At 52.4% G+C, this 18,724-nt stretch carries 13 protein-coding genes and 1 pseudogene; 7 read left to right on the top strand and 7 right to left on the bottom strand.

Features of this window, described 5'->3' with window-relative positions; genetic code table 11:
• Positions 1–125 (top strand): annotated as a pseudogene (locus DK510_RS23425) (IS6 family transposase); the annotation flags it as partial.
• A 358-nt stretch (positions 126–483) separates the two neighbouring features.
• Here the strand turns inward: DK510_RS23425 and DK510_RS22650 are convergent.
• Entirely contained in the window at positions 484–1,464 is a 981-nt protein-coding gene (locus tag DK510_RS22650) for an alpha/beta fold hydrolase (protein WP_109314054.1), read from the bottom strand.
• A 64-nt stretch (positions 1,465–1,528) separates the two neighbouring features.
• A complete protein-coding gene (locus tag DK510_RS22645) occupies positions 1,529–2,158 on the bottom strand; it encodes a pyridoxamine 5'-phosphate oxidase family protein (RefSeq protein ID WP_109314053.1) in 630 nt (209 codons plus the stop codon).
• 117 nt (positions 2,159–2,275) lie between these two features.
• On the opposite strand from DK510_RS22645, the gene DK510_RS22640 reads away from it, so the two are divergent.
• Complete coding sequence (locus tag DK510_RS22640; RefSeq protein WP_109314052.1) at positions 2,276–3,175, top strand: LysR family transcriptional regulator; 900 nt, start codon at positions 2,276–2,278, stop codon at positions 3,173–3,175.
• A gap of 531 nt (positions 3,176–3,706) precedes the next feature.
• Here the strand turns inward: DK510_RS22640 and DK510_RS22635 are convergent.
• Together DK510_RS22635 and DK510_RS22630 are read right to left on the bottom strand one after the other, a co-directional pair.
• Positions 3,707–4,444 carry a hypothetical protein gene (locus tag DK510_RS22635; protein ID WP_058284032.1) on the bottom strand — a complete coding sequence of 246 codons (738 nt, stop codon included), beginning with the start codon at positions 4,442–4,444 and terminating at the stop codon, positions 3,707–3,709.
• Between the two features lie 87 nt (positions 4,445–4,531).
• Positions 4,532–6,205, bottom strand: coding sequence for a sulfatase-like hydrolase/transferase (locus DK510_RS22630; RefSeq protein WP_058284057.1), 1,674 nt, complete (start codon positions 6,203–6,205; stop codon positions 4,532–4,534).
• 276 nt (positions 6,206–6,481) lie between these two features.
• On the opposite strand from DK510_RS22630, the gene DK510_RS22625 reads away from it, so the two are divergent.
• Together DK510_RS22625 and DK510_RS22620 are read left to right on the top strand one after the other, a co-directional pair.
• Positions 6,482–7,438, top strand: coding sequence for an AraC family transcriptional regulator (locus DK510_RS22625; protein WP_109314050.1), 957 nt, complete (start codon positions 6,482–6,484; stop codon positions 7,436–7,438).
• 334 nt (positions 7,439–7,772) lie between these two features.
• Positions 7,773–9,599, top strand: a complete 1,827-nt coding sequence (locus tag DK510_RS22620; RefSeq protein ID WP_109314049.1) for a tetratricopeptide repeat protein — start codon at positions 7,773–7,775, stop codon at positions 9,597–9,599.
• A 136-nt stretch (positions 9,600–9,735) separates the two neighbouring features.
• On the opposite strand, the gene DK510_RS22615 is transcribed toward DK510_RS22620, so the two are convergent.
• Positions 9,736–10,845: a hypothetical protein gene (locus DK510_RS22615; RefSeq protein ID WP_234999216.1), complete on the bottom strand. Its 1,110-nt coding sequence runs from the start codon at positions 10,843–10,845 to the stop codon at positions 9,736–9,738.
• A gap of 471 nt (positions 10,846–11,316) precedes the next feature.
• Here DK510_RS22615 and DK510_RS22610 point away from each other — a divergent pair, with 471 nt between their 5' ends.
• Positions 11,317–12,024, top strand: coding sequence for an IS6 family transposase (locus DK510_RS22610; RefSeq protein WP_109314047.1), 708 nt, complete (start codon positions 11,317–11,319; stop codon positions 12,022–12,024).
• A gap of 159 nt (positions 12,025–12,183) precedes the next feature.
• Here the strand turns inward: DK510_RS22610 and DK510_RS22605 are convergent, their stop codons facing one another.
• Together DK510_RS22605 and DK510_RS22600 are read right to left on the bottom strand one after the other, a co-directional pair.
• Positions 12,184–13,008 (bottom strand): neuromedin U, encoded by an 825-nt coding sequence (locus DK510_RS22605; protein ID WP_109314046.1) that lies wholly within the window; start codon positions 13,006–13,008, stop codon positions 12,184–12,186.
• Positions 13,009–13,130: 122 nt separating this feature from the next.
• Positions 13,131–14,663, bottom strand: coding sequence for an arylsulfatase (locus tag DK510_RS22600; RefSeq protein WP_109314045.1), 1,533 nt, complete (start codon positions 14,661–14,663; stop codon positions 13,131–13,133).
• Positions 14,664–15,252: 589 nt separating this feature from the next.
• Between DK510_RS22600 and DK510_RS22595 the strand changes: the two genes are divergently transcribed.
• Positions 15,253–17,112, top strand: a complete 1,860-nt coding sequence (locus tag DK510_RS22595; protein ID WP_109314044.1) for an adenylate/guanylate cyclase domain-containing protein — start codon at positions 15,253–15,255, stop codon at positions 17,110–17,112.
• Positions 17,113–17,836: 724 nt separating this feature from the next.
• On the top strand, positions 17,837–18,544 hold the full coding sequence (locus tag DK510_RS22585) for an IS6 family transposase (RefSeq protein WP_109314042.1): 708 nt from the start codon (positions 17,837–17,839) through the stop codon (positions 18,542–18,544).
• Positions 18,545–18,724: the final 180 nt, after the last annotated feature.

Raw genomic sequence — 18,724 nt, 5'->3', positions numbered from 1 at the left:
TCGCCGCAGTTCATTCTTCCGTCCACAACCATTTCAATCAGGAACGCGCCCTCTACAGCAGAGACAATTTCAAGCTCAACCGCGCCGCTGCTCTCTCCGAGTGGCGCCAACTTTGTTCAGCATAAGTTCCGGCATTTAGGGGTAATCAGAGACTGGTTCGAATTGGTCTGACAGCACCGCCGTCCGTCCAGATGGACTAATTGATGAAACCGAAATCACGGACTACGACATTCACAGTTCACCAACTCGAAGTGCCATTTTCGATGCAGGGTCGACGAGCCGTATCAATGTCGCCCACTTCATGGCCGAACTGACCGATAGCGGTAGCACTTGGGAAGTGTGGCGGGGTAAGATGCCAGTAATCTACAACAAGAACTTAGCTTAACGATGCGATTAAGAAGGGAGGTAACGGACAGTGAGTGAATTCACAACGGATGTTGATTTACGTCATCAACATCCGCCGCTTCATTTCCCGGTGAGCACTTAAGGCTTGGCGTTGCGGCCCAGAAATTCGATCATGTGGTGCGCAATCTCGTCGCCATACTCTTCAAGGGCAAAGTGTCCGGTGTCGAGCAGATGGAACTCCAAATTCTCTAGGTCGCGCTTGTATGGGTGTGCACCATCAGCAGGGAAAATGTGATCATTTTCACCCCACATGAGCAAAGCTGGCGTCTGATACTCACGAAACAATGCTTGCCACTTGGGATACTCAGCGACGTTGGTTCCATAGTCCAAAAACATCTCAAGCTGGACTTCTTGGTTGCCGGGGCGGTCCAAAAGGTACTGGACGTGCCAGAAGTTATCCGGATTGATCGCTTCTGGGTTTTGCGTGCCGTGTGTGAATTGCCACTTCGTCGCATCGACCCCCAAAAAGCCACGCAATTCGTCGCCATTTTCTGTAGAAGGATCCGCCCAATAGGCTTTGAGAGGGTTCCAGAATTCACGCATGCCTTCTTCATATGCGTTTCCGTTCTGAATGATGAACGCGGAGACCCTTTCAGGATGTTCTGCAAACATGCGGAACCCGACTGGCGCGCCGTAATCCATTAGATAGACCGAGTAATTCCCGACATTCTTCTGGTCCAGCAATTGGGTAATCATCTTTGCCGTGTTTGCGAACGAGTATTCGTAATCGGCAGCGTCCGGCATGTCGGAGGCACCGTAACCTAGATAATCAGGGGCAAGGACATGATAGTCTTTGGCCAGCTCGGGGATAAGGTTACGAAACATGTGCGATGATGTCGGAAACCCATGCAGCAGCAATACGGTCGGGTTCGTAGGGTCTCCGGCCTCGCGGTAAGCGATGTTCTGACCGTCAATCAATTCTGAGCGAAATGAAGTTTGTACGGCATCAGCCCTAGCGACTGTTTCTGCTGCGATGACAGGTGAGGAGATCATGATAGGCGATGCCATGGAAAGTGCCAGAAGGCTCGCGCTTAGGGTCGATTTGAAGGCATAGGGCATTTGGGTTTCTTCCTTGTTTTGTGTAGAAATGAAGTAAATTTGTGGGCTGGGAATAGCGCGAGGATCAGTCGTTCTGGCCAAGCATCGATCTCAGTTTTTCGTTCTCTAGATTCAGGCGAAGCAGTTCAGCACGTAAGGGTTCAAGCTGTGGCTCCAACTCTTCCATCGTCATCCGTTGCGGGATGTGCTGTGGACAGTTCCAGTCGAGTGCTTCAACCGTGATGACTACCGCGCGTTCAGGGCGTCCGCGATAATTCATGTCCTGTAGTTGGGCCATCAATTCCGGATCGTCGGCTGAGCTGACCAACTTGGCACGACCCCAAATTTTCAATCGCCGGCGGTTGGGATAATCCATCAAGATCAGCGAAATGCGACCGTCGTCCGTCAGATTTCCAGCGCTCAGATATTGCCGGTTCCCGCGGAAGTCCGCATAGGCAATAGTTTGATTATCCAGCACTTTAAGAAACCCGACAGGGCCGCCGCGAAACTGCACATAAGGCCATCCAGAGTCTGATACCGTCGCTTGATAGAAGCCATCCCTGCCTGAGACGAACTCAGCTTCAGCAGGACCAACGCCGTCTGAGCGATCTGCCTCCGGGGCCATGAATTTCGAATACGCCTCGGCTGATCCGTTTTGTTTCTGCAAGGCAAGAACGGACGGTGTGAAACTGATCTCTGTGAATGCGCGGGTCATAATGTCTCCTGTTCAACTGGGAGGGTGGTTGTCTGTTGAGCAAGAGCTAATCCGTTTCTTGAATTGTAAGAATAGCCGTTGTATTAAATTTATTATTCAGCAATTAGGAATAATTGGATGGACAGAATTCGATCAATTCAGGTTTTTGTTGCAGTTGCCGACTGCCAGGGGTTCGCGTCGGCTGCACGCCGTTTGAATATGTCTCCACCTGCAATCACTCGATCCGTTTCGATGCTGGAAGACCACCTTGGCGCGCGTTTGTTCGTCCGCACAACCCGCTCAGTTCGGCTGACAGACGTTGGCACAAGGTTTCTGGAGGATGGGCGGCGTATTTTGCTTGATTTGGAGGAGGCTGAACAAGCGGCAGTTGGGGCGCACGCCGAACCAAAGGGTGAGTTGAGTATCACCGCTTCAGCGCTGCTTGGACGCATGTTCGTAACCCCGATACTTGGTGAGTTTCTCAATTCCTATCCGAAAGTGAACGCCCGGACGATGTACGTGGATCGGGTCGTCAATTTGATTGACGAAGGACTAGACGTAGGCATCCGAATTGGCGATTTGCCGGATTCTTCACTCACAGCGGTAAACTGTGGCAGTGTTCGCCAAGTTGTGTTCGGAGCGCCAGCGTACATCGAAAAACAGGGGCTGCCACAGCATCCGGAGGATCTGGCTGGTCACGCAATTATCCAGTCCCTCGCAGTAACGCCCTCTCGTGACTGGGACTTTCAAATAGACGGAAGTCGGACTTCAATTCCCATCACCCCACGTGTGCAGATGAACACAAACGATGCTGCAATAGAAATGGCACTGGGAGGATGGGGTCTTTCAAGGGTGATATCCTATCAAATATCACCCTTCATCGAAGCTGGGCGATTACAGACGGTTCTAGACGAGTTCGAGCTCCCCCCGATGCCAATCCACGTCGTACATCAGGAAGGTCGCATGGTAAGTGGCAAAGTCAGAGCATTTGTGGATTTCATGGTCGAGCGTCTTCGGGCGGATGAGCATATAAATTGAGTTTGCTATTCGCGGTCACTTTCAGCAAAAATTACCAAAAGCGGTCATTGACGATAATGCAGCGAACGGCGGTTTTGTCCCGCAATGCGGTCTCTCTGGAAAATTCTGCGAACGACCGCTTCGAGCCCAAAGTGACCGATGTTGCGTTCGGCACAAATGTCAGCACTGCGCAGTAAAGCGGACTCTGCAAAGTCTTGGGTACAGATCGTAATAGAAGTCTATTTTCTCAGAACTCTGGGCCTAAGCATCGATGGCTGGGGATTAGAAGCGCGAACGACGGATTCAGCTTCAAGGTTCAAATCCAACTCAGCGGATCGCCCAGAGACTGTTGAGTCTTCCCCGAGTTCAGAGCGGAGTGAACAGATAGAATGATGCGGCGTGACGCCAATTTATTTCCTACCAGCCCGGAGCGGGCAGGGATTGGCTCAAGGCAGTTCCAGGAAGGGTCAAGATAGACGCAGAAAACAAATGGCTGAACAGAGTTCTGGACTGTGACATTGATGATCTTCGCCGAGGTTGGGTGTGGGTGAGCTAGTAGTTAAAACGCAAACCTAAGCCGGCACCTTTGTCGTAAGGGCGGTCAGAACCTATTCCGATCAGAAAGTCAGCATAAATCGCTATTCCCGGACTGAGGTTCTTGCCAATCTGGAGCTCAGCGGTCGCTGGCCAAGCATCGTTTTCCCAGTCATATGGTGCCTTGATATCAGCCTTGGCCCAATACCCGTCGCCAAACGGTTGCAGCGCAATCAACCGCATCGCGGTCTGACTGATGTCGGTCGGGCCATTGTACGAAGCAAAATGCTGGAGCAAGGGGATCAGTGTCAGCCCTGATCTTGTGTTTGCAAAGGCGAACCCGCCAAAAGGCGCAATTTGATCGGACCCGGTTCCAATCCCTTTTTCCGGGTCGCCAAGGTCCAGTATCCACTCCAGACCAATGGCCGACTTGATGGCCCATGTGTCGTTGAGCGGTCTCTGAGAGGGAAAATAGATCGCTTTGAGGCTCACTTTCTCGAAGTCAGTGAACCGCGTTCCGGTCACATCCGTTGAGTTGTAGTGCAACTCATATTTCAGTTTCAGATCAGGCCGCAGCATGTATGCGCCTTCTATAAAGGCGTCCTGCTTGTCGGCACCGTTGCCCAAATCAAAATACTGATACCGGATGTCCGTGTTATTGACTGCGGCCAAAGGGTTTGAAGCGTTTTCATCGGCAATTGCTGGGGTCGCGACAATGCCAGTTGCCAATACAAGTACAAGCGCTTGGAATTTCATATTGTTTCCAGAAACTTTGTTGTGGATGCCAAGCCCCACATCAAGCACATCATTTTCTGATGCGGGGCTTGCAGTACTTTTAACCTTTTAGTCGGGCTGAATGTCCCGCTTGGCTACAAAGGCATCCACCGCTGCGACGGTTTCAGGACGAAGGTTCACGATACCTTCATAGGGACGTCCGGTCGCGGCCGGTTGATCGGGGTACATTTCCTTGAATTTCAGGTGGCGGGCAATAATGCGGTTAAACTCATGTCCAGCCCACGCGCCGATCTCTGTCGATACGCTCTGTTCTTCGCGGGGGTCGCGGAACAGGTTGTAGAACTTGGCCACGATAGCATTTTCACCTTTGGCCGGAACCTTGAGTTTGATGTGTTCCTTTACCACCTCTTTCAGTGAGTTGATCGAGTAGATCAGTACATGATCCCGGCGCCCATGCGTATCGCCAATGAACATCAGGGACGCCTGATCGACACCGTCAATGATCCGGTCGCGGGGGATGGCATCCATCGCTCCACCGATACGCGCAATTGACGTGAACAAATCAGAGATATGAATAATGTCAGATACAATCGAGTCTCCCTCGATCAAGCCGGGCAGGCGGGCAAACGCGTCCACCCGAACGCCTCCTTCAGACGTATCGGCCTTGCCGCCGCGGAAGACCAGCGGCGAAAACCCACTGCCGGGGGCATATTTGGTGAAGTGACCGTTGTCGCCCATCAAAACGATCAGGGTATTGTCCCTGAGCCCCAGCGTATCGACTTCGTTCAGAATGACCCCGATCCATTCATCCAGCTCTTCCATGCTTTCAACGAATGTACCGCCGTTGGGTGTCGTGAACGCCTCTTTCGTCGTGCGCGTTGTCGACAGAGGGACAAGCGGCCAGTATTGCAGGAAGAACGGTTCATCCTGTTCTGCTAGCAGGCGCAACTGTTCCATCGCCTGTGCCTGATAGCGGATGTTCATTTCATTATATTTGTCCTGGGTCCATTTCTCACCCGGTTCCATATGGACTTCGCGGACCTCCCCGCCAATAACAGCTTCAAGGCCGGTAATCATGTGTCCCGGATCAGGGCGAAACCAATCATCCAGCGTGTATTTGGAGTTGTAGTTGTCTTCCCCAATGGCCATGGTGATTTCTTCCTTGGCTGCATCTTCGTTGAAGATGGCCAACTGGCCCTGCTGATGGATGGGGAACGCGGCGTAGTCAAAGCCCTGATAAGTAGGCCAGGATTCCTGAATGTCGCCCATGTGCCATTTGCCAACATGCGAAGTGTTGTAGCCTACGGATTTCAGAACTTCGGCAATTGTGACTTCTTCATCGGCAAGGCCAAAACCCGAAATATCGACGGCGGTATCGCCCATCCCGTTGCGATACGGCTGGCGACCCGTCATGAAGGCGACCCGCGACGGTGTGCAGGACGGCTCGGTGTACATGCGCGCAAACCGCATGCTTTCCTCCGCGAGCGCGTTGATATTGGGCGTCGAATACCCGCGTATCGCGTTCATCTCGGGCATACCCATGTCGCCAAAACCCATATCGTCAATAAGGATGTAGAAGATGTTTGGAGGGTTCCCTCCGTTTTTCTCACGAAAATCGGCCAGCAGTTGGTCAACCTGTGCGTCGTTCTCGACCCAAACGGCTTCGTTTTGCTGCTTCAGCACATAGTACTCCGCATCATGCACGATATTGCTGTCCTGAGCTGCCGCCGTGATAGCGGAGCCGGCAAAGACCAGCGCGGAGAGGAACAGTTTTGATTTCATGAGATACCCCTGTTTCATGACTTACTTGTTTTCAGACCCTCAAGGATCAGATGATGGCAAAAGGTTGAAAGGGAGAGTTCGCTGTCTTCAGCCTGTGAGCGCAACAACTCTTTTTCGCTTTTGGTTAGCAGCGTTACGACGCGTTCGGTGCGCGCAGTATCGTCAGGCAACGATGGGCGTCCGAACCTCTTCCCCCTCGATTTGTCTGCTTTGTCTTGCAATTGTCCAAGCCTACATATTCGAATAACATTTCATGAAAACTACCTGCGGGGCGGAATGGACGACATCAAAAAACGATCAGCCCCCAAAAAAACCTGCGCCCCAAACACACTTTTTTTGCAGGACCCTTCGCAATTCCGCGAGCTGTCCCAATGGGATGTCGAGCTACGCCAAATTGAAGAGGGAACTATGAACTCTTCGGTATCCGTTTGGGCAGGTCTTGACCTTCAAATGATTGATTTGTCGTTTGACAAGGCTGTGTACCAAACCGGTGTTTCTCGCCCTGACATTCTAGCGTTTGGCTTACCAGACAAAGGGAGTATACGGACTTGGCTTAACGGCTCCCCCTCAGACACCGCTCTGATGAATTTTGGTAGCGGAGACCCTTTTGAAGGCGTGAGCAATTCAACGCTCACAGGCCTGACCTTTGGCATCGACATCCGAAGGGCTCAACGGATCGCCGACGATTGCGGTCTTGATATCAGCACCGTGCGAAATGACGCTTTGAGATCTTTCGTTAGCGACGCTGGCAAGCTTCATTCCTTAGTCAAAAACAAGGTGCGCTTTCTAATTGGATCAGCGGCCGGACCAAGCTCTGATAGTGAAGAGAGTGATGTGATCTTAGAGCTTCTGGAAATGCTGGTGGTAGGCGAAAAATGGGCTGATCGGCGAAACAGTAAAAACAGAACCCGTTTAGCACAACAAGCCGTTGAGTTCATGCGGGCCCATTTGATGGATAACGTTTCAATCGGTGAAGTATGTGCAGATATTCAGGTATCCGCATGCACTCTTCGTCGCGCGTTTCAGGAAACATATGGGGTGAGCCCCAAGCAGTTTTATCTAAGAGCCCGTCTCGGTGCTGTGCGCCATGAACTGGTATCCTGCTCGCCAGAGGAGAGTATATCGGACATCGCAAACGCCTACGGATTTTGGCACATGGGTCAGTTCGCGCGAGACTACAGAGCACTCTTTGGACAACTGCCGACACAAACGTTGTCAGGCAAAATGAACTGAAACAGAGCTTGGCAACAGTCTTTGGCGCAAAGTTTGTGTTAAGCAATTGTAGTTGCGGAGCCAATGTCAGAGTTCACTGGCTAGCGACGCTGAGACCTTGGCAGTACGCGGCCTAACTTGTCCGCAACACGAGAATTGCAAAGTCGGATTTTGAAGGTCCGCTTCGGGCTGCACTGCGGTCCTTTGGAGCAAAAATGCGGATGGCTGCAAAGTCCGCAAAATGGCCATTCGACCTACCTGCAGCGAAGGTCCGTACCGAGCCTGAAGGGGCCATTCATCTTTTTGTTAGTCGAGACGTTTTTTGGGAGTAAACTAGCGGCGGGAGCTTAACTCAATGCAACGCCGCATAGCTGCGATATTGGCCGCCGATATGGTAGGTTACAGCAAGCTCGTCGAACTGGACGAGGTCGGTACTGTCGAGCGTCAGAAACGTCATCGGCTCGAGTTGATTGACCCGCTTTTTGACAGTTTTAACGGAACGATAATCAAGCTGACTGGCGATGGGTTGATCGCCGAATTCGGATCTGTTGTGGAAGCACTACAGTGCGCTGTCGCAGTTCAAAAAGAAATGGAACAACGCGAAGCCGGTCAATCAGATACTTTCAAAATTCAATACCGTATTGCGATACACCTTGGTGACGTGATCTTCGATGACGGCGACGTTTATGGTGATGGTGTGAATATCGCGGCCCGTTTGGAAAGTTTGGCCAAACCCGGAGGCGTAGTCATATCGGGCCAAGCGCACGATTTGCTCAAGTCGCAGGTTGAGGTCGGTTACGTGCCACTGGGGGAGCAAACCCTAAAAAACATCTCAGAACCTGTGCGCGTTTATAGAGTTGTCGAGTTCAGCCAAGGCACGGATAAGATCCGGATCGGGAAATCAAAGCGATTTTTTCAAAGCGTTCTTATAGTATTGCTGTTGGCTGGTGTCGGTCTGTTTTCCTGGAACTCCCAGCGCAATTCCCCTGTGAATCTAGCAATTGACGAAAAACCTAGGATAGCCGTTCTGCCGTTCGACGACTTCAGCGTAGGCGAAGACAAGGGATATTTCTCAGACGCTATCGCCGACGGCATCATCACTGAACTGGCGCGGAACTCACTCATTGATGTCACAGCACGCAACTCGAGCTTCCGTTACCGTGATTCAGACGAGGATTTGCGACAGATTGGTGAAAATCTTCAAGTTCATTACGTCGTGAAAGGCAGCAAACAGAAAAACGGTGATAAGTTGCGTGTTGGCGTGCAGTTGATCGAGGCCGCGAATGGAACCCATCTTTGGGCACATACATATAATCAAAGCATTGGTGACCTTTTCGCGGTTCAGGACGCTATAGCAAAAACAGTTGCAGATCGGGTAGGCGTACGAATCCAACGCCCCGTGCCAGGCGCGGACCCAGACAAAGTGACAGCTTTGCATCTATATCTTCAAGCTGACGCGCTTATTCGCAAAAATTTTGACAGAGAAGTCCACGCGCAGGTCAAAGAACTGTACCATAGGGCCGTGGAGGTAGATCCCGATGCGCAGTATGGTTACATCGGCCTTGCCCACAACTACCGGGCAGCAGCAATTTTCGGCTGGCTGGATTTGACTAAGAAAGAGGCATTCGAAAAGGGGTTTGCCGCAGCCGAAACAGCCCTAGAAATAGCGCCTGATGATCCTGAAGTGCATTTTGCAATCGCTCGCCTCTACATTGACGCTGGCGAGCCAGAACAGGCGTTAGCCGCGTTCGATCGGGCAATTGCACTCAATCCTAGCTCCTCATTTTACATGATCGGAAGCACCGATCTTCTGCTCTATGCTGGACGTGTAGATGAGGCTATCGAACGCCTAAACCAAGCCAAGGGCGTCGATCCCTTTGTAGGATACAGGTATCATTGGACGATGGCGTGGGCTCTTTGGGAGAAAGAAGATTGCGAAGGCGCTCTGGCATCAATGTTGAGAATGGAAAACCTGCGCGGCAGTGCACAAAGGATGCTGGCAGTTGTTTACGCCTGTCTCGGAGAAGTCGAAAAAGCGCAAGAAGCCTACACGACATACTACGACGAGGCGAATGAGCCCACGATTTCTGAAGAACGTGAAAGGTGGATAGACGTCTGGACCAGTCCTGGAAGTCTCGAACGTTGGCTCGACCATTTGCGCATTGCCGGCATGAAGGAATGACCTGCAGTGTTTTCGAACGACTGCTTCGTCCGCATGGCAGTCGTTCGGGCCATGGTCGCTATGCGGCTGCTTTTGCCCAAATCGGTCGATGCTGCTGCAAAAACTACAAAGCACCGACCAAGTGTGTTGTTGCCACTTATTGAAGTGCGGCGAGGCTTCTTGCTCTGTTTGGAGAAAGATCCAGCGTCGCCTGATAAGCGACCGTAGCTTCATTGGGTTTTCCAAGCTCCATCAGCATGTCCCCGAGAAGTTCTCGTGCCGGAAGGACGTGGCCGGGTGTGACCGGGCTTTTGCCAATCTTATCCTCGAGATCAGCCGCGGCTGCCTGCTTAGCAACTGCGGCCTCAGAGGCCCCACCCGCCAGTTCAATCCAGGCTTCCACCGACATGATCTGTGCTTCGGTCAACTGCGCCCAATAGCCCTGCCCACGCTCATCCATCACAGCGTGCAAAGACTTGAGCTCGGCAAGCGCGCTCTGCGCTGTATCGACATCACCGCTACGGGCCGCGCCGATACCGATCGCGAACCACCGCATGGCTACAGTTTGTGGAAATTTTTCCCATGGAATGACCGGATGCATCTCAGGCGACAGTGCCGCCGCGACGTCCCATTGACCCTGCTCAAGAGGCAGCCGAACGGGTGCAGCCGCTAACGCATAAGCGCTTCCGAAACTGGCCTGATGATTTTGAATTGCGAGCATTTCGTCGACCAGCCCTGCAGCTTCGTCTGTATTCCCAAGTTGTAGGTGGCCGTAAACCATGTAGTCGATCGCATGCGCATAATGGCTTTGTACCACGTCTTTTGATTGCTCAAGAGCTGCTTCAGCGGACCGGCTGTTCAGATCAATTGATTTTTCCCATTCTCCTGTTCGTGTAAAGATATGAGCGGGCATATGCAGCGCATGTGGAGCGCTTGGAGCCGTTTTATCGTAAATCTCGGCGTACGGCCTGCCTCGCTCCTTGAGTGGCGGATTGTCATAGGCGTGGATCGCGTAGTGAATGACGCCAGGATGTTCTGGTGCCTTTTGATGAAGCGCGTCGAGCGTATCACCCACCTGCGACTTTACTTTGGTTCCGTCTGCCCCTCGCGGCGCCGTTGCAAGGCGCGCCAGCGCCGCAAACGCCGCGGCGTCCAAATCGTCTGCATGTTGGTCCGCAGCTGCCACCTGTTTCTCCGCCCACGATTTAAGCTGAGCGCGGTAGCCTTCCTGGCTTGAGGCGTAGAAAGCAACAGCGGCGTCGATCAATGCTTGTTCAACGGCGCTTTCGGAGGACATTGACGCGAGTCTTTCCGCTGCAGCAGACCCTCTCTCTGTTTCGGCTTCACTGGGAGTGCCCGGCCAAAGAGGGTGAAAGTTCGACATCGCGATGCCCCACTGTGCAATGGCACAAGTTGGATCCGCAGACGCTGCTTTGTCGAACGCTTCTTCGGCTTGAATGTACATCATGTTGTGAATGAGATTCAGACCTTCGTTGAAAGCTTGGTCCGCTTTTGGGTTGCATGTCGTCTGGAAATTAGCCTCCGCTGAGACTGCGCGCGCGAAAACAAAAAACGAGCTAATACAGGCGACAAAAGTATTGCGGGCTTTGGTATGCAAATGCTGCATCTATCGTCTCCATATTAAATATTGTCCGAAATTGTTTGAGCGTATGGCTCGGCGGGCATTGTCAGAAGAAAGTCGCTTGAGGCGGGCAGGGCGGTTTCGTAGCCTCGTCGGATGACAAAACGTTCCCCCTTTCGCTACTTCAAGACCAGCCCACAAGTGATCCGCTTGGCGGTGATGATGTATGTCCGGTTTCCTCTGTCGCTCCGGAATGTCGAAGACCTGCTGCATGAGCGTGGCATCGATATCAGCCATGAATCCGTTCGGTTCTGGTGGAACAGATTTGGCCCAATGTTCGCATCTGAGATACGTCGAAACCGGGTCATTCGGCTGCGCGCATTCTCTAACTGGCAATGGCAACTGGACGAGGTATTTGTGAAGATCAATGGTGAGACACACTACTTGTGGCGGGCTGTGGACCATGAAGGCGAAGTGCTGGAAAGCTATGTCACCAAGCGTCGGGACCGCAAAGCTGCATTGAAATTTCTCAGAAAAACAATGAAGCTCTTTGGCCCGCCACATGTCGTCGTGACCGACAAACTGCGCTCTTACGGTGCGGCAATGAAGGTCATTGGCAACACCGATCGACAAGAAACCGGCCGCTGGTTGAACAATCGGGCGGAGAATTCTCACCTGCCGTTTCGACGACGAGAACGGGCGATGCTTCGCTTCAGGAAAATGCGAAGTTTACAGAAATTCGTCGCCGTCCACGCCTCGGTACACAACCATTTCAACAAGGAACGACATCTTTACTCACGCGACAATTTCAAGCACAACCGAACCGCTGCTCTCTCCGAGTGGCGCCAGCTTTGCTCGGCATAAGTTCAGGTGTTCGGCGGCAAACTGAGACTGGTTCGAATTGGTCTGACAGGACCTCGATGAAAGACATATCAATCAGTCGTTTCGGTTTTAGGGTCGCGCTGTTGGAACCCGGTGCCCATGTGCGAGGTTTCTTTGGATTGCCAATCGCTTGTTTGATGTTCACCCCTTGGGAAACAACAGCTGCACTGTAAACCCAACCTGCCACTCTGGTGCGCTGGATGGACGTTCGACATTGTAATAAGCCTCGGCCCTTAGGTTTACCGGCTGGCTGCCCCATTTGGTTATTTTTCCAGCACCGCCGCCAACCGGCAGCAGTAGCCGATCTCCTGATGGGGCTTCCCAGTTATAGGTAATGACCATGTCGCTAATTAAGTACCAGCCATTGTCCAGATTGTAGTTGATAAACGGTTCCAGGAGCGTCTGGTTGACGTCCTGGCGAGAACTGTCGCCAGCGAATGACCACAAGTGTCGGACCAAACCACCGTACGTACCCCAACCGGGTTGGTTCAATGCAACGGCGGATAATCCACCACTCCACTTGCCGCTGCCCAGTCTTTCATCCGTGGCCGTGTCGGCGGTGATCGACGGGCCAAGCCCCCAGATCCATCCGTTTACTGGTTTCACGGGGCTAAAGAATAGCGTGTAATTGATATCTCCCAACCCGGTTGCTCTGCCCGTTTGGGAAGGATCTCCGATGCCTGGATTGCCGGGCAACCCGGCAACACCGCCAGGCGCGTCATACAAAGGAACTATGAAACGGGACACCAAGTTCCAATCCCCAACGGTTACCGGGAAAACAGGGTTGATGCTCAGCACGTTGGCGTCACCGTTGGATGCGCCGTTATCGAACGAGAATTTAAATGGTACGCTGATCAAAGAACTGATCGGGTTTTGAACTGCAGATCCCAGATCTTCCGACCATGCAAGTTGGGGAAAGATCAATCCACAACACATTGCGAATGTCAGCTTCGTTTTACTCAGCATCTTATCTTTCCCCTATTAAAGTTGTCAGAAACTGTTTGGGTTTAAGAAACCTTCGAACAAATTCTTGTTTTCCGAACGCAGCAACATTACTGCGTCCGCTAGATCAAATTCGCTCGATAGACTCACTTAGATCCAATAGTGCTTAAGATCTTGTCGCGAGCATCACCAACAGTGAACGTTCCTGGCGCCTGAGAAGGTGGGAATTCCTCAAATGTCGCCAAGAATTCGCTTACATACGCAGCCGCAGGGGACAACAGGAACACGCGATCTAGATACCAGTCGTAGTACGTGTTTGAAGTGACTTGAGATCTTTCATATACGTCGCGTCTTAGGTTAAACAATAGGGGCATCCGAAGCACTGTCCAAGGTTCGAACCATGCCCTCATTGTTTGAGGGAAGCGATGCTCAAGAAAGACCACTTTCCAATCATCATATCGTAGCGCCGTCAGATCACCTGTATCAGAAAAATAGAATACTTCGTGACGAGGTGTTTCTTCTTCTTCACCTAATAGATAGCCCAAAGTGTTGTACCCATCGAGGTGAACTCTGTAGTTGCGACCGATTGCATCCACGCCCTCAAGAAGGTCTTCCTTAACATTGTCATCTCCAGCCATGGCCAAAAATGTAGGAAGCCAATCCATGTGGTGCATTATCTCATTTGAGATTCTGCCCGCCTCGATTTTGCCGGGCCAGCGCACCATAGCGGGAACGCGGAACCCCCCTTCCCAATTGGTGTTTTTCTCTCCTCTGAAAGGTGTTTGCCCTGCATCAGGCCAAGTGTTGTAATGCACCCCATTGTCAGTCGAGTAGAGGACAAGTGTTTCCTCGGCAATACCAAGTTCATCAAGCAAACTTAAGAACTGGCCAACATGCATGTCGTGTTCAATCATGCCGTCTCCGTACTCATCCTGCCCTGAAATACCTATGAGTTCATCCTTGACATAAGTACGGAAGTGCATTCGGGTCCCGTTCCACCAAACAAACCAAGGAACATTTTCTTCTTCTTTGCGTTCAATAAACTCAATCGCAGCCGCGACGGTTTCATCGTCAACCGTTTCCATGCGTTTTCGTGTTAATGGGCCTGTATCCTCAATTGAACCATCAGCAGACGACTTGATAACGCCGCGAGGCCCAAACCGTTCGAAGAACTCAGGGCTTTGGGGGTAATCTCGATGCTCGGGTTCCTCTTCGGCATTCAAATGATAAAGATTGCCAAAGAACTCATCGAATCCGTGATTGGTTGGTAAGTGCTCGTCAAGATCACCAAGATGGTTCTTGCCGAACTGGCCGGTCGCATAGCCTTGCTCTTTTAGCAAAGCCGCGATTGTTACATCCTGCTCTTTCATGCCTTGGGGAGCACCGGGCAAGCCAACTTTCGACAATCCGGTCCTAAACACCGATTGACCGGTGATGAATGACGATCGACCGGCCGTGCAGGATTGCTCTGCATAATAATCCGTAAAGATTATGCCTTCATTTGCGACGCGGTCGATATTAGGTGTTTGGTATCCCACAACGCCCATGGAGTAAGCGGAGATGTTCGTTTGACCAATATCATCGCCCCACAAAACAAGGATGTTTGGTTTATCTTGGGCGATGGCGCTTGACGGCCCGAAAACAGCGGCCATTACCGCAACGAGTGTTAACATCTTCATTTATTGATCTCCCTGTTTACACGAATTGTCGCTAATTCAAAATTACAGCATCGAAGAGCACGATCTAACTGCGTCTGCTAAAATTCTCAGTGGTTCATAGCGGACGCGAATAGAAGCTTCGGAAAAAACGGAGCGAAAACCATTGGAGTGAGGCTAGTTGGCCAGAGGGCAAAATCTTTGATCGGGATCAAAGACAGCTTTCAAAAAACCTCAATCTAACTTTCATATAGGTTTAAAGATTATGTTAAGAAATGTAGCTGCGATACATTCGTCGCTTGCATGGGCAAACCGTGCTGGGGGTTTCCAGACAGTTCCCTTAGGTAATTAAATAGACAATCTACTTTTTATGCGTGCAACTCGATTGGCTGCTTCGTCCGCATAGCGGTCCCTCAGACAGATCGTAGCGAAAGACCGCACCGAGCCCGAAGCGGAAGCAAGTTCACTGGTTGTCTTTTGCCCGCGGCAGCAGGCTGCTACGGATTTAAACAACTTGAAAACGACTCGCTCGATGCCTGATGGGAATAACCAAAGGACGCCGAGCATTTGTCCATAGACCGTTGTCGGCATACGCTGTACGATCTTGTCGAGAATGGAACGCCGCCTTACCACCATTGTTGCTGCCGACATCGCAGGTTTCTCGCGACTGGTTGACGTTGATGAAGAAGGGACGCTGGCGACTCAGCGGGCCCTCCGCGTCGAGTTTCTCGATCCCCTGATTACCCAACACGATGGGCGTATCGCGAATACGGCGGGCGATAGCTTGTTGATCGAGTTTCCTTCGGCCGTTCAGGCGGTTCGCTGCGCGATTGCAATGCAGGAAGGCGTAGCAGCTCGTAATGCCGACACACCCGAAGATCGCCGCATCCTCTTTCGTCTCGGCATCAATGTGGGAGATGTCCTGCCCGACGGTGATGATTTGCTGGGAGATGGCGTCAATGTAGCGGCGCGGCTCGAGGCGCTGGCGTCACCGGGCGGAATCATGCTCAGCCGTACGGTGCGGGACCAGGTGCGCGACAAGGTCGAGATTTCTCTGGAGGACATGGGAGAGATTCAGGTCAAGAACATTGCCCGTCCAGTGCGAGCTTTCCGCATCGCGGGCAAAGGTTCAAAGCCCGCAAGTCAACCAAAACGATGGCGCAAACCGACGCTGTTTGCGCTGGCCTGCCTGACTCTGGTTATAGTCGCGGCGGTGTGGTGGATGTCGGCCCGAACTGACTTTGAGCCCGTTAGCCCGGCAGAGATGGCGTTGGAACTGCCGGACGGGTCCTCGATCGCCGTGATGCCTTTCGCTTTTATCGGCGTGGGTGAGGTTGAGAATGGCTATCTCGCAGACGGCATTAGCGAGAACATTATTACCAATCTGGCAAAGCTCCCTGACCTCCTGGTCATTGCCCAAAGCTCCAGTTTTTCGTTGAAAGACGAAGGTGTTGATGTTCGGGGGATCGCCAGACGCTTCGGTGTCCGATACGTGCTGCAGGGCAGTGTACAGAAGTCGGGCGAGAGGCTCCGTATTACCGCACAGTTGCTGGATGCAGTTGCCGGACAACATCTTTGGTCCGAGACATTCGACAGGAAAACCGGCGATTTTTTCGACATTCAGGATGAAATCACACTTGCGGTGCTGGAACGTGTCCATGGCGGTGCAATCGACGGCGACAGGTTGAATTTCGGGGAAACCAGTGACCTGGACGCATTTTCTCAAAACGCGAAAGGACGGTCACACCGATCAAAGTTCACCGCAGAGGACAACAAGATTGCACGGATGCACTACGAGGCGGCGCTCGCCCGCGATTCCAATTATTTGGATGCGCTCGTCGGGCTCGGCTTCACGCATGTCATGGACGTGCGGTTGGGGTTCACGGAGGACCGGTCAGGATCACTGGCGCTTGCCGAAGAGTACTTGTCTCGCGCGCTTGAGCATGATCCGGATCGCCCCGCGACGCTCTCGAACTACGCCGTATTGCGCGTGGTCCAAAAGCGCGGCGCAGAGGCGCAGGAATTCGTCAGGCGCGCTTTCGAGAATGGGGCAGGCGACGCGCGGGTCGTCCGCGGCATGGCCTGGGTGTTGAAATATTCCGGCGCGTCGAAGGAGTCTCTGACTTACTTCTCACGCGCAAAGCGGATAACGCCGGTGCCGTTGTGGTGGCTGATTGCGGACGAGTTCGGCGCGTTTTTGGACTCCGGCAACTTTGAGGCGGCGAATGAAGCGATTGAGTCTTATCTCGCGGTTGTTCCCGAGATCTATCGCGCGGAATTTCTACTCTTCGCGGCCGTCGCCTCCTGGCATGAGGGTGACCTCGAAAAAGCGAAAGCACTCATTGCTGAAGCAAGAGAGCTAAAGCCTGCGATTTCGATTGGCGACCTGCGGCCCTTTGATCTTGCCTATATAGACCGCTCAATACCGGAGCGTCGATACGCGGTGCTGCGCGATCTGGGCTTGCCGGACTAAAGTCTTTTTCCGTTATTGGGCGTGTTTTTCGTCCCATGAGTAGTTGCAATTTCGGTTTCCCAGACGTCGGCTTCGTCCGCAACTCGGACGTCCAAAGCGCATGTGGCGAACGTCCGATTTCGGAAAAGGCCAATTTCGCCCCGTTCAAAGTCCGCTTTCGGGAAAATGAGCTGCATTGCCGCGAAATACTCCGCGACGTGATGCGAGTTCGATTGCGAAGTTCGCCGCATCTGCATCTGGCTGCTAAGTCCGCAATTTGGACGTTCGCCGCAATTTAGCGAATGACCGCTCCGAGCCCAAAGCGGACTTTCGAAATGTCATCTTACTTATGTCGAGAAGCAGGCAAAAGCAGTTTACAGGGCTACTTCTCGAACGAGCGTGTAATAGCGGCCCAGCCGAGTGCGATGTTTTCTTTTTCCTTGCCCAGTATCAACGGCTGCTATCCGGCGGATTGAAGTGCTGGTTCGTCCCGTCTGCAGGGCAGTTGACCACTCAACCAAAGATCGCTTCTCATTACACCCATACAGCGACGTTCGCGGTTCGTTACCGTGCTATCAATCATCCAATGGCTGCGATATCTGGCGCTCGTTCTGTCGCTCTCCGTCGACTGCGAAGCGGACAACGCTGACTTTTTCAGCGCTTACTTCGATGCGAGGTTTCGGAAAATGGTCTTGTCAGAAGAACTTTGCTTGAGGCGGGCAGGGGGGTTGCGTAGCGTTTGGGAATGAACAAACCTGCCTCTTTCAAGTATTTCAAAACCAGTCCCGAGATCATCCGCTTGGCGGTGATGCTTTATGTCCGATTTCCGCTCTCGCTTCGGAATGTCGAAGATCTGCTGCATGAGCGAGGCATCGATGTCAGCCATGAAACTGTCCGATATTGGTGGAACAGGTTCGGCCCGGTGTTCGCTTCAGAGATCAGGCGGAAGCGGGTGCAAAAACTGCGGGCATTCTCGAAATGGAAGTGGCACGTGGACGAGGTATTTGTGAAGGTGAACGGCAAGAGACACTACCTCTGGCGGGCCGTAGATCATGAGGGCGAAGTGCTGGAAGCAGTCGTTACCAAACGCCGAAACAAAGCCGCAGCATTGAAATTCCTCAAGAAATTGATGAAGCGGCACGGTGGTGCCGAAGAGATCGTCACAGATCGCTTCGCTTCCTACAAGGCGGCGCTTAGAGATTTGGGCGCACTGGAAAAACAACAGACGGGTAGGTGGCTCAACAACCGCGTTGAGAACTCTCACCTGCCATTCCGACGACGCGAACGAGCCATGCAGCGTTTCAGGCGCATGCGAAGTTTGCAGAAATTCGCCGCTGTTCACTCCTCCGTCTACAACCACTTCAACCAGGAGAGATCGCTCACCAGCAGAGACAACTTCAAGCTGACACGCAGTGCCGCTCTTGCCGAGTGGCGCGAACTTGGCATGGAATAAAGGACAGCTTCACTGGCCTAACAGAGACGAGTTCGAATTCGTCTGACAGCACCTTTATGAGACCATCGAAAATCGTCGCTGGTTCCAACTGGTGGTTCAAAGCTGGGATACGGGCATGTCAGCGGATCCCCGGTCCGACTTCTCGGCCTGTACAACCTGGGGATTCCGCGAAAATGCGTG

The organism is Ruegeria sp. AU67 (genome assembly GCF_900312795.1).
Lineage (GTDB): Bacteria > Pseudomonadota > Alphaproteobacteria > Rhodobacterales > Rhodobacteraceae > Ruegeria > Ruegeria atlantica.
This window is presented reverse-complemented; position numbering and strand designations above follow the sequence as displayed.

Excerpts from the sequence above, each read along its gene's own strand:
- DK510_RS22650 (WP_109314054.1), bottom strand. The coding sequence starts at position 1,464 with ATGCCCTATGCCTTCAAATCGACCCTAAGCGCGAGCCTTCTGGCACTT.
- DK510_RS22645 (WP_109314053.1), bottom strand. The coding sequence starts at position 2,158 with ATGACCCGCGCATTCACAGAGATCAGTTTCACACCGTCCGTTCTTGCC.
- DK510_RS22640 (WP_109314052.1), top strand. The coding sequence starts at position 2,276 with ATGGACAGAATTCGATCAATTCAGGTTTTTGTTGCAGTTGCCGACTGC.
- DK510_RS22635 (WP_058284032.1), bottom strand. The coding sequence starts at position 4,444 with ATGAAATTCCAAGCGCTTGTACTTGTATTGGCAACTGGCATTGTCGCG.
- DK510_RS22630 (WP_058284057.1), bottom strand. The coding sequence starts at position 6,205 with ATGAAATCAAAACTGTTCCTCTCCGCGCTGGTCTTTGCCGGCTCCGCT.
- DK510_RS22625 (WP_109314050.1), top strand. The coding sequence starts at position 6,482 with ATGGACGACATCAAAAAACGATCAGCCCCCAAAAAAACCTGCGCCCCA.
- DK510_RS22620 (WP_109314049.1), top strand. The coding sequence starts at position 7,773 with ATGCAACGCCGCATAGCTGCGATATTGGCCGCCGATATGGTAGGTTAC.
- DK510_RS22610 (WP_109314047.1), top strand. The coding sequence starts at position 11,317 with ATGACAAAACGTTCCCCCTTTCGCTACTTCAAGACCAGCCCACAAGTG.
- DK510_RS22605 (WP_109314046.1), bottom strand. The coding sequence starts at position 13,008 with ATGCTGAGTAAAACGAAGCTGACATTCGCAATGTGTTGTGGATTGATC.
- DK510_RS22600 (WP_109314045.1), bottom strand. The coding sequence starts at position 14,663 with ATGAAGATGTTAACACTCGTTGCGGTAATGGCCGCTGTTTTCGGGCCG.
- DK510_RS22595 (WP_109314044.1), top strand. The coding sequence starts at position 15,253 with ATGGAACGCCGCCTTACCACCATTGTTGCTGCCGACATCGCAGGTTTC.
- DK510_RS22585 (WP_109314042.1), top strand. The coding sequence starts at position 17,837 with ATGAACAAACCTGCCTCTTTCAAGTATTTCAAAACCAGTCCCGAGATC.